The sequence below is a fragment of the Paenibacillus polysaccharolyticus genome (genome assembly GCF_023714295.1).
Classification (GTDB): domain Bacteria; phylum Bacillota; class Bacilli; order Paenibacillales; family Paenibacillaceae; genus Paenibacillus; species Paenibacillus polysaccharolyticus_A.
The window spans coordinates 22,016-36,156 of record NZ_JAMAUN010000010.1 but is presented as its reverse complement, the minus strand read 5'-3'; the positions used below and the strand labels follow the sequence as shown (position 1 = coordinate 36,156).

The window sequence follows — 14,141 nt, the reverse complement described above, 5'->3', positions numbered from 1 at the left end:
GTAGTCTCTCCCCCGATTTATGTGTATTATCTTCTAAGTTAGCAGGGTGAATGGACACTATATTGTCACGGAACATATGTTCCCATTACTTTTTTCCATTATATTAGTTTTATCCCCCTTGATCCGCCTAGAAGCGACAATAAACGACGAAAAAGCTTGGCTATAAGCCAAGCTTTTCACACCCTTCTCTATGACAAGTCCCAACTTAAACAGCTGGATGATTATGCTCCATTTTGTGCATGTACTGTGCGCTGTCCGTTTCAGCAACCGGTGCATAAGTTACACTGTCAATAATCAGTTTGCGTCCGACTGGCTCGCCATTTAAAGTAATCATGATCGTTTTCGTTGCCGTGCTCTGGTTTGATACGTACATAGTATTCTACTCCTTCATTATTTGCGATCTTATTTAAAATCGAAATATATTAATTTTAAGCATTATATTGCATATTTGTGAACAGGATATACCCGGAGCGGAAGTACAACTTTGTGTTTGCTCTGTCCGGGGTACTGCTATTCTTGTATTACCCGCTGATTTTTAAAATAAAACATTTGTTTTTATCAATTTTTCGAGAAACATTCGGGTAATTAAACGTAATCCTCTTGAACCCAACACCGGGTTTTTGACGTATAATAAAAGAGCAAGAATTCAACAAATGACGACGAATTCGGCTCTGAATCGATCCTGCCGAAGAGAGAGGTGTTATTCATGCCAAAATCCATTCAGGGGTATTTTATTCGGGTGTTTTTCTCCACATGTATTCTATTTACAGTCATACTCGGTTCTACTGCTAATGCAGCGAGTGCGAATATATTCTCGGACTTTTATAACGGTTGGGAGCGCGTGTCAGAACTACCTGGGGAAGTGAACGCATTACAGGAGAGCTACAAGCAAACCCTGGAGCAACTCAATCAAACTTCCGCCCAGCTGGGACAAGCCCAGGCTAACGTCGAGGCATTTAAAGCACAAAATGATCAACTCCTAGCTCAGAACCAGAAGCTAACCGAAATAGTCAGCCAGCTTCAAAACGAACAGGATGCCAGAACAGCCACCGCACAACGAATTCAAATGATGGTAATCACCATTGTTGCTCTCATATTGGGTTACTTCCTTCTGATTCGCGTGATGCGCTGGGGAATGCGCCGCCGATCTGGCCGACTATAAAAGAACAGGAGCTACCGCATGCACATACATCTGAACCATGCTGAAGCTGGCGGAGCCGGACAAGTGGTCACATTTTCATTGATTCAGGATGACCGCCTTCATATTCTGCATCCGCAACAAATCGTTGCTTTTCGCGGAGCCAGCAGCAACAGACAAGATAAATTCATGAATATTTCAGGTATGTATCGTAAAAAAAAGCTGATAAAATCCGAAGTTACCGGCCCATGCCAATTTGTAGCTGCCCTCCCTCCGGGATTTACGATGAAAGAAGTTCAGCTTACGGAGCACAGTGATCTGCTTTATGATTTTCGCCATTTGTTCTTCTATTCTGACGGTGTCACGATGCAGACCAAAATTCAAAAGATCAAAAACATGCTGATTACCCGGGATGCGGTGAAGGTGAAGTTTTCAGGCAAAGGAACCATTGGATTACTCACACAGGGTCAGGTATGTCAGCAAGAACTGCATCCTACCGCCCCGCTTTATGTAGATGCCGGGAGCGTCATCGCCTACCCCGAAAACGCCCATCTGGAATTAACCGTATACGGAAACAACCTGGCCAGTCAGCATATGAACTACCATTGGAAAATGACAGGACAAGGCCCGGTGCTTTTTCAAGCTGGACGGGAAAACTACAGGCTGCAACAGGACATCAATGACGAGGGTTTATTCAAACGTATATTAAAAGAAGTCATCCCCTTCGGTAACGTTATTATTAAGTAAATCTGGGATTTTAAAAACGTGCCGATTCGGCAAATGATATGGTATACTGTATCCGGACAATTAAAGAAGAAAATCCATGCCTATGGCATGGGAGAGGTTCGCGAACTCCCTCTACAAGACTTGGCCTGTGTAAGGTCGCTACAGTCTTGCGTACTGAATTCCGTGTTTACACGTAACTTATACATGCTTAGGCTTAAGGCTTAAGTTGTAAAAGGCTGCGGGCTGACACGGTGTACGTAAAAAACTAAGGACACTTGCTTATAGCGGCTTTTTTTGAAGCGGTTATTAAGAAGGTGTGTTTTTTGATGGATGCCAGTTCATGAACTTCTCTGTTCTTCCGACATTCCTTGCTTCATTGCAAGGGTGATCTCAAGAAGATGGAGAGGTTTTTTTATGTTGAAAAAAGAAAAAGCGGTCGTTGTATTCAGCGGCGGCCAGGACAGCACAACGTGTCTGTTCTGGGCAAAGAAACAATTTGCCGAAGTTGAAGTGGTTACGTTTGATTATGGGCAGCGCCATAAGCTGGAGATTGAATGTGCGGCAGCGATTGCCAAAGATTTGGGCGTGCAACAAACGGTACTGGATATGAGCTTGCTGAAGCAGCTCGCACCGAATGCACTCACACGAGTTGATGTAGAAATCACCCACGAAGAAGGGGAGCTGCCCAGCACATTTGTGGATGGACGGAACTTGCTCTTCCTCAGCTTCGCGGCCATTATGGCAAAACAAAAAGGTGCTCGCCACTTGGTCACAGGTGTCTGCGAGACAGACTTCAGCGGGTATCCGGATTGCAGGGATTCATTTGTGAAGTCGATGAATGTAACGCTTAATCTGTCAATGGACTACCCATTTGTTATTCATACGCCATTGATGTGGCTGGACAAAGCTGCAACGTGGAGAATGGCCGATGAACTGGGCGCTTTCGATTATGTACGTGAACGTACTTTGACTTGTTATAACGGCGTCATCGGTGACGGGTGCGGCGAATGCCCAGCCTGCAAGCTGCGCAAAGCCGGACTGGATCGTTATGTAGAGGAGCGTACAGCTGCTCATACGAGTGCTCCCTCCACTGGAGTGGACGCATGATGAGAGAGCCCGGAACGTTTCGTATCGTTGAACGGCTGCAGCGGATTGATCAGGATATTCTGCCCACACAGCTGAGATATCACCGCAAACGTGTGATGGTCAGCAAAGAATTTACTTTTGATGCGGCGCATCATCTACACTGTTATGAAGGCAAGTGCAAAAATCTGCACGGGCATACGTATAAAGTGGTTTTTGGCGTCAGCGGTTATCCGGGTGAAACCGGGTTGACGGTTGATTTTGGACATATCAAGGACATCTGGAAAAGCCGGATTGAAGGTTATCTGGATCATCAATATTTGAATGAAACACTTCCCCTCATGAATACGACAGCTGAAAATATGGTGGTCTGGCTATTCGAGCAGATGGAACATGCTTTGCAGACGGAGCCTTATGCCGGACTTACAGACCGCGCACGCACGGAATTCGTGCAACTCTTCGAGACTCCGACCAGTTATGCTGAAGCAAGACGGGAGTGGATGATCGATGAGTAAGGAAGCACACATCCCCGTCATGGAAGTTTTTGGTCCGACGGTTCAAGGCGAAGGCATGGTCATCGGGCAAAAAACGATGTTTGTGCGCACCGCGGGCTGCGATTATCGCTGCTCCTGGTGCGACTCGGCCTTTACCTGGGACGGCAGTGGCAAGGACCAGATTCGCATGCTGACGCCGGAGGCGGTATGGGATGAACTGCGCCGCCTGGGCGGCACGCGTTTCTCCCATGTAACCCTCTCCGGCGGTAACCCCGCCTTGCTGGCTTCGCTGGGCGGGCTGGTTGCCCTGCTGCGGGAGAACGGCGTCCGCACAGCGGTTGAGACGCAGGGCTCGCGCTGGCAGTCATGGCTGGCAGACATTGACGAAGTCACGGTCTCGCCCAAGCCACCCAGCTCAGGCATGGACACCGACTGGGCTGTTCTGGACGATGTGATCAGCCGTCTGGCTGCTGGCCCGGCGGATCGAAACCATAGTCTGAAGATCGTGATCTTCGATCAGACAGACCTGGACTATGCCCGCCGTGTGCATGCACGGTATCCCGGCACGGCTTTATTTTTACAAACGGGGAACCCGGATGTTTCTTCGGCGGATACGCCGGATCTGGCGGCTTCCCTGCTGGAGCGTTACGAGTGGCTGATTGATCAGGTAAGTGCCTCGGACGATCTGAACAACGTGCGCGTGCTTCCGCAGCTTCATACGCTGGTATGGGGTAATAAACGCGGGGTTTAACGATATACGAGATATAAATAAGAGGCCTACGGCTTCAATTGAATACGAGGAGTTTATTTGAATGAGACAACCTGACGAGATGCAAAATGTAACATTGCTGGGCAACCAGAATGTGAAATATACGTTTGAGTATGATCCTGGTATTCTGGAGAGCTTTGATAACAAGCATCCGTACCGTGATTATTTTGTAAAATTCAACTGCCCGGAGTTCACTAGTCTGTGCCCGATTACGGGTCAACCTGACTTTGCTACGATCTACATCAGCTATGTTCCCGATATCAAAATGGTCGAGAGCAAGTCCCTGAAGCTTTACCTCTTCAGCTTCCGCAACCACGGTGATTTTCACGAGGACTGCGTGAACATCATTATGAACGACCTGATTAAGCTGATGGACCCGCGCTTCATTGAAGTCTGGGGCAAATTTACTCCGCGCGGCGGAATTTCTATCGATCCGTACACCAACTACGGCAAACCGGGAACCAAATATGAGCAAATGGCCGAACACCGCATGATGAACCATGACATGAATCCGGAGACGATTGATAATCGTTAATTATAAACGTTTCAGGGTCAAGGGCTTGTGAATAAATATCGCAATACTGGATTAATGGATGAATAGTAAAAAGCGACTTTCCCCTTACATCTGATTGGGGAAAGTCGCTTTTTTATTGGATTTCAAATGTTATACCGAACCATTACGATCGGTACATCATGCTATATTTACTGCTGATGTACACGCATAAGCACCTGCGCTGCTTCGGCACGAGTCGTTACAGACAGTGGATCAAATGCTCCATTTGCACGACCTGTCATCCATCCCGATTGCTGCATATAAGCCGCTGCTTCTTGTGCCCAAGCCGGAATGACAGCGGCATCCGAGAAGGATACGTCAGCCGTCACAATCGTTGATGCTAGTGCGCGGCTCACCATCACTGCCATCTCGGCACGGGTGATCGAAGCATTCGGACGGAAACTACCGTCGGCATTGCCTTTGATCCAGCCAAGTGCACTCGCCTGCGCGATGGCATCGCGTGCCCACGTCCCAATCTTGTCTCCGTCGGTGAAGGCTGACAACGAAGAAGTCGTACTAGCATGTTCGGATGCTGGTTTTAGCATACGCACTAACATCGCTGCAAATTCTGCTCGCGTCACCTGCGCTGCTGGATGGAATGTACCATCTGCATAGCCTTTGACGATGCCGAGTCCAGCCGCTTCACGAATGCTAGCTGCTGCCCAGTGACCGTTAATATCGCTAAAATCAGTCATTGGTGTAGCTGTACCCTCGCCCGTAGTTGGGGCATTCACAACTGCCATTACAGCAAAGCGTGTAAAGTGATTCACTCCCACTGTGATCGCGCTGCCTTCTACCGCCCCGTTGTCAACCAATACCCACGGTGTATTTGCGCTAGTTTGATAGAAAACGGCTGGCTTCTCGTTACTGCGAAGCGTAGCAGAATCGAAGCTCATGGTCAGTTTGACCGGAACCTTGAAGTTCTCCTGCAAGTTTTTGATAAATTCAACTACAGGGCTGAGCACACGTTGATTACTGCCCAGATTCGTAGGTGTTGTATCCATCTGACTAGCCGAAATCTCTAGCGGCTGATCGGCTGCGCCTGCTGGAACTTGCAACCTTACACTATCACCCAGACGAAGCTCCCCCGCCTGCCCAGCAGGAATAAGAACGCGTGCTTGAGTAGCGGTGTTGTTAGTATTGGTTGTGTTGGAGCTGGAATTGGAATTAGCATTGCTCCCCCCACTTCCACCGTTATTGCCGGTATTTCCGCCACCTGGTTGTGGTACCAGTGTCCAACCCGCATAAAGTGTCATATCTGCTGTCACCGTAGCTGTTCCAAAATCGAACAACTGCGTATGTGCCGCATCAGCGTACCAACCGGTAAATGTATAACCGGCTCGTGACGGATCAGCCGGACGCAATACGGAAGAGCCGTTGTTCACGTTTTGTGCTTGCACCAACGTTCCGCCATCCGTCTGGAAGATTACCGTACGTACAGCGATATTCCATTTTGCATACAGCGTCATATCTGCCGTTACGGTCGCCGCTGCAAAATCAAATGACTGACCGCGTGCCTCATCCGTGTACCAGCCTGCGAAAGTATAGCCTGCACGCTCTGGATCTGCCGGACGGGAGAGTCGACCTCCATATGCCGCGGACTGCGCACCAACCGCTGTTCCTCCATCGGTATCAAACGTAATCTGCTGTACACGTACTGCCCATTTTGCATACAGAATCACATTCGTTACGATCGGCTGGCTAAAATCAAACGGCAGATCATGCTGTGGATCGGCAAACCAGCCCGCAAAGATCAACCCTGCTTCATTAGCGATCGGCTCATTCGGAAGGTCTAGCTGATCTCCATAGCCGATATACACATCCCGCACGACAGAGCCGCCATACGTGTCAAAGCTGACCGTATACTGATTGCGTTCCCATCCCGCATAGAGCTGGATATCCCCACGAATTGCGGATGTTGTGAAATCAAACGGTTGCTGGTTTCCAGCATCGCTATACCAACCCGTAAATGTATAGCCTGTTCGGCTTGGCTGCCGTGGTTCCACCAATGGACTGCCGTAATCCAACGCCTGACTGTTAACCTCTGTCCCGCCCTGGCTATTGAAGCTAGCCGTATACTGGTTCACTGACCAGCCTGCATACACCGTGATCGGTGTCGTAATGATCGCCTCGAAGTCAAAAGGCTGCGTATGTGTAGCATCCGCATACCAACCGGTAAACGTGTGACCGTCTTGCACCGGATCGCTCGGTCGAGAGATCCGCGTGCCGTACGGAATCGTCTGAGTAGGTACATTTGCTCCCTGATACACATCAAACGTAACCGTATACGATTGTAGCGTCCAACCTGCATAGAGCTGGGTATTCGCTGCTACCGTAGCTGTCGCAAAATCAAAGCGCTGCGTATGCGCCGCATCGGTATACCAGCCTGTAAACGTATAACCGGTAAGTGTTGGCGCCGTTGGTTCGCTCACCAAACTGCCATAATCCAGCTGGCGATCAGCGATCGACGTTCCGCCACTACTATCAAAACCGATCTTGTACTGATTGATCGACCAACCCGCATATAGCTGGGTATTCGATATTATTACCGTATTGGCAAAATCGAACAACTGCGTATGCGCCGCATCCGTGTACCAGCCGGTAAACGTATACCCCGTACGCGACGGCGCAGTCGGTGCGATGACACTTGAGCCATGACTGATCCCAACATCTGCAATCAATGTACCGCCACCGCTGTTAAAGCTGACGATGTATTGATTCGTGATCCACTCCGCATACAATTGCAAGTTAGCTGTAATCGCCGTCGCAAAGTTGAATAATTGTGTACGGCCTGCATTCGTATACCAACCATTAAAGGTGTAACCCGTGCGTGTCGGCGTGGTTGGCTCACTGATTGTAGAGCCATAGTTGACGGGAACATCGGCAATTGCGGTTCCGCCACTACTGTCGAAGCTAACCGTATACTGGTTAATACTCCAGCCCGCGTAGAGCTGCGTGCTTGTCGTTACTGCTGTATTCGTAAAATCAAACAGCTGCGTTCGTGCCACATCCGTATACCAACCCGTAAAGGTATACCCCGTACGTGTCGGTGCAGTCGGCTGAACGCCATGATCGCCATAGTATAGATTTTGAGTCGCTATAATTGTACCGCCCGCGCTATCAAATGTGAGCTGGCGCGGAGCGTAGTAGCTGAAGGTGAGCGTGGTGCTATTATTAGCCGCGTCGGTAGCAACGAGTGTATAGTTGCCTTCTCCTGTAATTGAGGTGCCACTTACAAAGGCTGCGCCATTGAGAGTAGCCGATCCATCGCTCAGCGTAATCGTAGGCGGTACGGTGTAACGTCCTCCGTTGCTCACGCCGCTTACGGTTGGCGGCGTCAGATCAATCGTAAACTTCACCTGTGTCGTGCCATAACTGTTCGTTGCGACTAACGTATAGCTGCCCTCTGCAGTCACTGGCGTACCGCTAGCATATGGCTGATTGTTCAAAACAGATGCACCATTGTTCGTAATGATTGGCGTCACGGCATGATTGTAAATCCCGTTATTGCTGACACCTATTACAGTAGGTGGTGTAGTGGATACGACATTAATGTTAATCGTTGAATACCCACTCGCAAATCCATTGGTATTATACGTGCGAACCGTGAAGCTATCCGGGCCTGTATAATCATTGTCCGATTTATAGTTGAAGCTGCTTCCGAGATCCACTACGGTGCCGTGCTGTGGCAACGTTCGTAGGGACACACCCGTTCCCGTTCCACCAGAAAGCATCGGTGTTTTATTAAAAAGAGCATCCGATCCAGAACCAACCGTATACGGTGTACTTGTTACTGCCAGATCAGACGGACTGGGTCCAGCATTGGAATCTCTCGATGGATAATTCGTGTTATGTGACGAATCACCAGGCACGATATACGTCGAAAAGGAATATGGATTTGTACTCATATTAGGCAATCCAAAGCTTGAATACCCGTTTCCACCAAATCGTGTACCTAGAAGTGAGAATAAGGCTTGCTGATCCATCACATTCAATTGACTGCCATTAGCAGAAAAGAAGGAGGTCTGCATCGGTGTAAGGAATGAGAGGACTTCACCTGTGAGCAAGTAGCTCTGATCATTAGCCGTCAACTGGGTCAGATCTTTCCCTACCTGATTCGCGCTTGTCTTGGCAGCTACCGCATAAAAGAGCGATTGCCCAGGAAGAGGTGAAGGCATATTAGGTAATGTAAACGTGGAGTTGCCCGACGGATTGAGTAGACTCGATAATTCGGGATAATCATCTTTATTCTTTACCGATCCATCCAGCTTCAACCAGTCACCGGGCACATAAAAGTATGGAAACAGATGTACTTCACCTAAAAAGGCATTATTCGTACCGCTCCCAGCTCCATCGCGCTGAGGAAATATACCCACCGTCGAAATGTAGTACGCCATACCGTCTGGTACAGGTAATCCGGTCAGGTTAGGGATCGCAAAGTTCGTGCGTCCATTACCACCGTAGGCAGTACCCATCGTACTATAAAGCGCTGTGTTAGATTGAATCGTCAAAATTTGGCCTGCGGCAAACATCCAGCCATTGGGTGCGAACCCGTAAGGAAATAACTGAATCTCACCGATATACGGCTCCGCCGCCGCAGCATGCGCGGAACGCATCGTGTTAGTTCCTGTCGATAATGTGGCAAACACCAGTATAAACGCCAGCGCAATTTTCCAACTGGCACGACAGGCATAATGAATCACTTTAAAATCTCCCCCTTTGAACAATCCTAATGATATCCTCATGCTAAATGCAGCTCCGCCAAGCAATACATCATGTCTGGCTCCCCTGATATGCAACTAACGCGACCCCTATCGCGATTGCTTGCCAGATGCTCGGCTTTTCGTACGATATCCATTTGAGTAACAGCCGACCGCTCCCGTCAGCACGCGGTTTCCGTAGCATATAACATGATTCAATACACTTAGTTTACTTTATGGATCGGCAAAAAAATATAATAATATTAGGCTATTTCAACTTATTTTTTTGGCATGTTATGCAACACGCAATGATTAATGTCACTTTTCCTCCGATTTGTTACATTAGAAACGAAACGGAAGTGTTACTCGTCGAGCCTAAATCCATTGCTTTATGATGCCTCAATCTGAGAAAGAGATAGCTAGTGTCCAACATTAAGGGGTTAAGCCAAAAACGCCTTAGCCGACCACTCATTCAAGCCATTCTGTTGTTGTAACTTCCTTCCCTGTTCCCCTTGTCGCTTCTTGCAATCTATCCTATTATGTAACAATATGCTTAATTGCATAGAATCTAACATAGGCGCTGATCCCTCGTGACCGCGACCAAAGGAGAACTGAACATGTCTACACAAACCTCATTAGCCAAGGACGCCGCAGCGCGTTCGAAAGCCCCACCCGGATTGGATGCCCAAGGCACCGTATACCGGATACTTATTGCCATAAGTCTGGTGCATCTGTTCAACGATTCCATTCAGTCTGTCATTCCGGCAATATTTCCTATTCTAAAAGACTCCATGCATCTGACGTACACTCAGATTGGCTGGATCGCCTTTGCGATCAACTTTACCGCATCCATTATGCAGCCTGTTGTAGGCTGGTTTGCTGATAAAAAACCTACACCGTCGATCCTGCCCATAGGCATGGGTTTCACGTTCACGGGCATGTTGTTGCTCGCTTTTGCCGACAGTTATATGATGGTGCTCATCTCTGTCATTTTTGTCGGGCTCGGCTCCGCTGCTTTTCATCCGGAAGGCTCCCGGGTATCCCATATGGCTGCGGGCCAGCGCCGTGGACTGGCACAGTCTATTTTTCAAGTGGGCGGTAATGCTGGACAATCCCTTGCACCGCTCCTGACACGCTGGATTTTCATCCCGTTTGGGTTGTTTGGTGCCATTGGCTTCACGGGTATTGCCGCGATGGGAATTGCCGTACAGCTCTACGTCGCACGTTGGTATGGGCAGATGTTGCAATCCGGTGCCTATTTGCGTAAACAAGCAGCTGCCCGTCGTGTTCCCAATCCAGCGTTGCGTCAAAAGATTGCTGCCGCAATTACGATTCTGATTCTGCTCGTATTTGTCCGTTCGTGGTACGTAGCTTCAATCGGAAGCTTTTATGCCTTTAATCTGAAGGATACGTTTGGTTTATCTACGGAAGATGCGCAAATTTATATTTTCCTCTTCCTGGCTGCCGGTGCACTAGGCACATTCTTTGGTGGCCCGCTCGCAGACCGATTCGGCAAACGTAACATGATCTTTCTCTCCATGGCCGGGGCCGCACCGCTGGCGTTGCTGTTACCTTATGCCAACTTGTTCTGGACTGGCGTATTGCTGACGATTATTGGCTTTATCATGTTATCCAGCTTCTCCGTTACTGTGGTATACGCTCAAATGCTCATTCCGGGCAAAATCGGAACGGTTTCTGGTCTGATTACTGGTCTTGCCTTTGGTATGGGGGGCCTTGGGGCACTCGTGCTCGGCAACTGGATCGACGCCTTCGGCGTTTCACCCGTCATGCAAATATGCAGCTTCTTGCCACTGATCGGTATCTTTACGTTCCTGCTACCATCTGACAAGTTGCTTCATCGCTGGGCACAAGAAAACGGGAGCGAGGAGTAAGTTCCTTCGTTTACATTCTGCTATCAAACACGTACAAAAAGGCTCCCGCCTGTATCTGTATTCATGCAGATCGGCAGGAGCCTTTTTCATCATATAGTCCTATCTTATAACTCGCTTCCCTATTTATCTAGAGCAATATTAACCTACCATCAACAGCCTCAGGCGGATTTATCTATTTCAAACGCTTTAGAATCAGCCTTTTTTTGTACAGCATTTTGCCTGCCTCAGCGACGTCCTGAATGGTATTTTTATTGCTGACTGAACCAAAGATCATGCCTGCAATGGGCACCAACTGGAACAGCTTTTTCCAGCCAAAAGACTCACTGTATGAGTTGAACACTTCACGCCATCCCTGCATTTGAGAGATCACTTCAACTTGTTTCTCCGGATTGTCATAGTCGGCGAGTTCTTCAATGATGGCTTTCTTGCCTACAATATCGGCGGAAGAGAATTGCAGACATTTTACGATGAAGACACGCTCCAGTGGATCATCGGGATCACACCCGTAACATAGCGACATCTCTTGCAATACTTTCAGTGAAAGTCCCATCACGAGCGGAATGTCCGCTGCAATGGTGACGATGCCTCCAAATCCTGTCGCGGCTCCTTGTGCCGCAGCAAACTTGCTTCGACTTTCGGTAATGTGATCCGCGACGCGGTCCAGCACCTCCAGCGGTAGTTTTTCCACACTATGAATTCGGGCCGTGTTCTCTGTATCCGCGTCTTGCTCTAACCGGTAGATGTAATCGGATGACATAGGGTAACCCGAGCGCTCGGCTTCTTCTTGAAGAAGCTTGGCCACTTTCTTCTTCTGAACAAGGAACTTACCACCCGTTTGCAAATATTGGCCCACTTCGTTCAGGGAGTCGCCAATCTTCTGTTTGATCGCTTTCGGCATCACTTTATCCAGCATTGCAAATGGCAAACGTCCGATTTTATCCCATATGAACAGATCTTTCTGTTCCTTTTCCCATTTTAAAATATGCTCCAGTTCCCCATCTAATCTCTCACGTGATTCCATATATGCTCCTCCCCGTGTCTGCTCTGAAATCTGCTTTTACAACTGTTATATACGTACAATCGTTGTTCTGGTTGCCGCAGTAAAATTATGTATAATTTATGACTTATTACAAAACTATTGTTTAGGTTATTTTCTAATATATGGTATAGGTGTATAATGTTATTACAGGACTAAAGGTGAACACGAGAGGATGTTATATTTTGAAGAAAAAAGCGATAGGAATCGCACTAAGTTCATGTTTATTGCTCAGTAGTGTTCCAGCATACGCGGATGGTCTTTCTAATTCAGCCCCCAATCCAAACCAAGTAATTTCTATCAAAGAGGAAGTTACGATTCCCGGTAATGTAACCTTGGCCTCTGACAACGTTTTGCAGGCCTCTTCCATTTCTTATGATCATAACTCCGGAATTGATTGGGACAAGGGAAGAAGACAAGTCTGGGGGAACACCCAGGCCAAACAAGGCTCAGTAAAATTGAATAGTTATACAAGAGCCCGGTATGAGCGTTCATGGATTCAAGGGGGCGGCTCTTATGGAGATTCCGGCAGGGTGTGGAGTTCCAATAAGGGGAGATCCTATGCCCGATCCGATTGGGAGAAATACGATACCTTAAACTCCGGGGTCGCTAAAACCTATTACGGCATATAAGTACAAGTTATCTGTGTTTATTTTTGAACGTACATGATTCTTAATTTCGTTTGGATTCAGCATTATAATAATAAGTTCACCTTTTGACCTGTCTTGGAGGAAAAATCATGAATAACTTTCGTATAACAACTAAACTAAGAATGTTTGATTTGTTTTTAATCATCGTTGTCGGTTTATTTTGTTTTTCTTGTTTGTTTACCTTGATGTATCAGCTCAATGTAAGCACCATTCAGAGACTCAATAACCAGTTATACGATGAACATGCTCTTTTTTTCAAAACATCACAAGATCAACTCGATTTTGAAATTTTGTATCCTTCTCTACCTGCTGACAGCGTTATGTTTGCGAAGTTTTTCGGGCAAGGAGAGGACATACGAGGTATCCTTTTCAAAGGCAATTTTGCCAAACCGCAAATGATCAGCGGTCGTTTTTTCGAAGAGATGGATTTTCAGACAAACACCCGTGTCGCAGTCATTGGTAAAGATGTTTCTCTTCCCTTGACCATGAACGAGAAGAAAATGATTGCTTTTAATGGCATCGACTACGAGGTCATTGGAATCATTGGTTATAACATGCCTACACGGATAGATCGAACTATTTTGTTAAATATGAATGAAGATAACATCCATTTAGGAACCGAGTATGTGATCAGTGGTTCGACTATACAACAGGGTCTGAATTTTATTGGCAATGAGGAATTGTTTGGACAAGTCACACTGTTTGAAAAAGAAAACGTAAACATTTTGCACATATTGGATCAAGGAAAACAACCTGTCATTGTTTCTACGATTCTACTCTCTATATTATTCGTTAATAGCCTGTCTGTACTGCTCTTGTGGATGGATAAAAAAAATAATGAAATCAAAATTAAAAGAGACAACGGTTATTCCATATCGCAGATTCTCTGGGATGTCTGGAAAGCTTTTGCCCCTTTATTGTCTATAAGCATGATTTTGGCCCTTGGTTTTTGTTGGCTGCTGGAAGAGTATCTTCGTACTATGACGATAAGCCTTTTACATACTCTGGCAAGTACAATAATTCTATTTGTTGCTTTTTCGTTGGTTGTCATTTCTATTTCGTATAAAAAGCTCGTACAAAGGTGATCTATGATAATACAT

12 protein-coding genes are annotated in these 14,141 nt (G+C 47.2%); 9 read left to right on the top strand and 3 right to left on the bottom strand.

Annotated elements, in window-relative coordinates; genetic code table 11:
* Nucleotides 1-205: 205 nt before the first annotated feature.
* Complete coding sequence (locus tag M3629_RS21000) at nucleotides 206-373, bottom strand: hypothetical protein (protein WP_251509901.1); 168 nt, start codon at nucleotides 371-373, stop codon at nucleotides 206-208.
* Nucleotides 374-706: 333 nt separating this feature from the next.
* On the opposite strand from M3629_RS21000, the gene M3629_RS20995 reads away from it, so the two are divergent.
* From M3629_RS20995 to queF, 6 genes are all read left to right on the top strand, one after another.
* Nucleotides 707-1,162 carry a hypothetical protein gene (locus M3629_RS20995; RefSeq protein ID WP_251509900.1) on the top strand — a complete coding sequence of 152 codons (456 nt, stop codon included), beginning with the start codon at nucleotides 707-709 and terminating at the stop codon, nucleotides 1,160-1,162.
* A gap of 18 nt (nucleotides 1,163-1,180) precedes the next feature.
* Complete coding sequence (locus M3629_RS20990) at nucleotides 1,181-1,885, top strand: AIM24 family protein (RefSeq protein WP_251509898.1); 705 nt, start codon at nucleotides 1,181-1,183, stop codon at nucleotides 1,883-1,885.
* A 396-nt stretch (nucleotides 1,886-2,281) separates the two neighbouring features.
* Nucleotides 2,282-2,971: a 7-cyano-7-deazaguanine synthase QueC gene (queC, locus tag M3629_RS20985; protein WP_251510290.1), complete on the top strand. Its 690-nt coding sequence runs from the start codon at nucleotides 2,282-2,284 to the stop codon at nucleotides 2,969-2,971.
* A complete protein-coding gene (gene queD, locus M3629_RS20980) occupies nucleotides 2,971-3,462 on the top strand; it encodes a 6-carboxytetrahydropterin synthase QueD (RefSeq protein ID WP_251510288.1) in 492 nt (163 codons plus the stop codon). Before queC ends, queD begins: the two co-directional genes overlap by 1 nt.
* Nucleotides 3,455-4,192 (top strand): 7-carboxy-7-deazaguanine synthase QueE, encoded by a 738-nt coding sequence (gene queE / locus M3629_RS20975; RefSeq protein ID WP_251509897.1) that lies wholly within the window; start codon nucleotides 3,455-3,457, stop codon nucleotides 4,190-4,192. The genes queD and queE overlap by 8 nt, the downstream gene beginning before the upstream one ends.
* A 61-nt stretch (nucleotides 4,193-4,253) precedes the next feature.
* Nucleotides 4,254-4,745, top strand: coding sequence for a preQ(1) synthase (gene queF, locus M3629_RS20970; RefSeq protein ID WP_251509895.1), 492 nt, complete (start codon nucleotides 4,254-4,256; stop codon nucleotides 4,743-4,745).
* 167 nt (nucleotides 4,746-4,912) lie between these two features.
* Here the strand turns inward: queF and M3629_RS20965 are convergent, their stop codons facing one another.
* Nucleotides 4,913-9,562, bottom strand: coding sequence for an InlB B-repeat-containing protein (locus tag M3629_RS20965; protein WP_251509893.1), 4,650 nt, complete (start codon nucleotides 9,560-9,562; stop codon nucleotides 4,913-4,915).
* 518 nt (nucleotides 9,563-10,080) lie between these two features.
* Here M3629_RS20965 and M3629_RS20960 point away from each other — a divergent pair.
* Entirely contained in the window at nucleotides 10,081-11,355 is a 1,275-nt protein-coding gene (locus M3629_RS20960) for an MFS transporter (protein WP_251509892.1), read from the top strand.
* Between the two features lie 172 nt (nucleotides 11,356-11,527).
* Here the strand turns inward: M3629_RS20960 and M3629_RS20955 are convergent, their stop codons facing one another.
* Nucleotides 11,528-12,376: an EcsC family protein gene (locus tag M3629_RS20955; RefSeq protein ID WP_251509890.1), complete on the bottom strand. Its 849-nt coding sequence runs from the start codon at nucleotides 12,374-12,376 to the stop codon at nucleotides 11,528-11,530.
* 200 nt (nucleotides 12,377-12,576) lie between these two features.
* Here M3629_RS20955 and M3629_RS20950 point away from each other — a divergent pair, with 200 nt between their 5' ends.
* Both M3629_RS20950 and M3629_RS20945 read left to right on the top strand, forming a co-directional pair.
* Complete coding sequence (locus M3629_RS20950; protein WP_251509888.1) at nucleotides 12,577-13,023, top strand: hypothetical protein; 447 nt, start codon at nucleotides 12,577-12,579, stop codon at nucleotides 13,021-13,023.
* A 107-nt stretch (nucleotides 13,024-13,130) separates the two neighbouring features.
* Entirely contained in the window at nucleotides 13,131-14,126 is a 996-nt protein-coding gene (locus M3629_RS20945) for an FtsX-like permease family protein (RefSeq protein WP_251509886.1), read from the top strand.
* Nucleotides 14,127-14,141 lie beyond the last annotated feature (15 nt).

Excerpts from the sequence above, each read along its gene's own strand:
- M3629_RS20960 (WP_251509892.1), top strand. The coding sequence starts at position 10,081 with ATGTCTACACAAACCTCATTAGCCAAGGACGCCGCAGCGCGTTCGAAA.
- M3629_RS20945 (WP_251509886.1), top strand. The coding sequence starts at position 13,131 with ATGAATAACTTTCGTATAACAACTAAACTAAGAATGTTTGATTTGTTT.
- queD (WP_251510288.1), top strand. The coding sequence starts at position 2,971 with ATGAGAGAGCCCGGAACGTTTCGTATCGTTGAACGGCTGCAGCGGATT.
- M3629_RS21000 (WP_251509901.1), bottom strand. The coding sequence starts at position 373 with ATGTACGTATCAAACCAGAGCACGGCAACGAAAACGATCATGATTACT.
- M3629_RS20990 (WP_251509898.1), top strand. The coding sequence starts at position 1,181 with ATGCACATACATCTGAACCATGCTGAAGCTGGCGGAGCCGGACAAGTG.
- M3629_RS20955 (WP_251509890.1), bottom strand. The coding sequence starts at position 12,376 with ATGGAATCACGTGAGAGATTAGATGGGGAACTGGAGCATATTTTAAAA.
- queE (WP_251509897.1), top strand. The coding sequence starts at position 3,455 with ATGAGTAAGGAAGCACACATCCCCGTCATGGAAGTTTTTGGTCCGACG.
- M3629_RS20995 (WP_251509900.1), top strand. The coding sequence starts at position 707 with ATGCCAAAATCCATTCAGGGGTATTTTATTCGGGTGTTTTTCTCCACA.
- queF (WP_251509895.1), top strand. The coding sequence starts at position 4,254 with ATGAGACAACCTGACGAGATGCAAAATGTAACATTGCTGGGCAACCAG.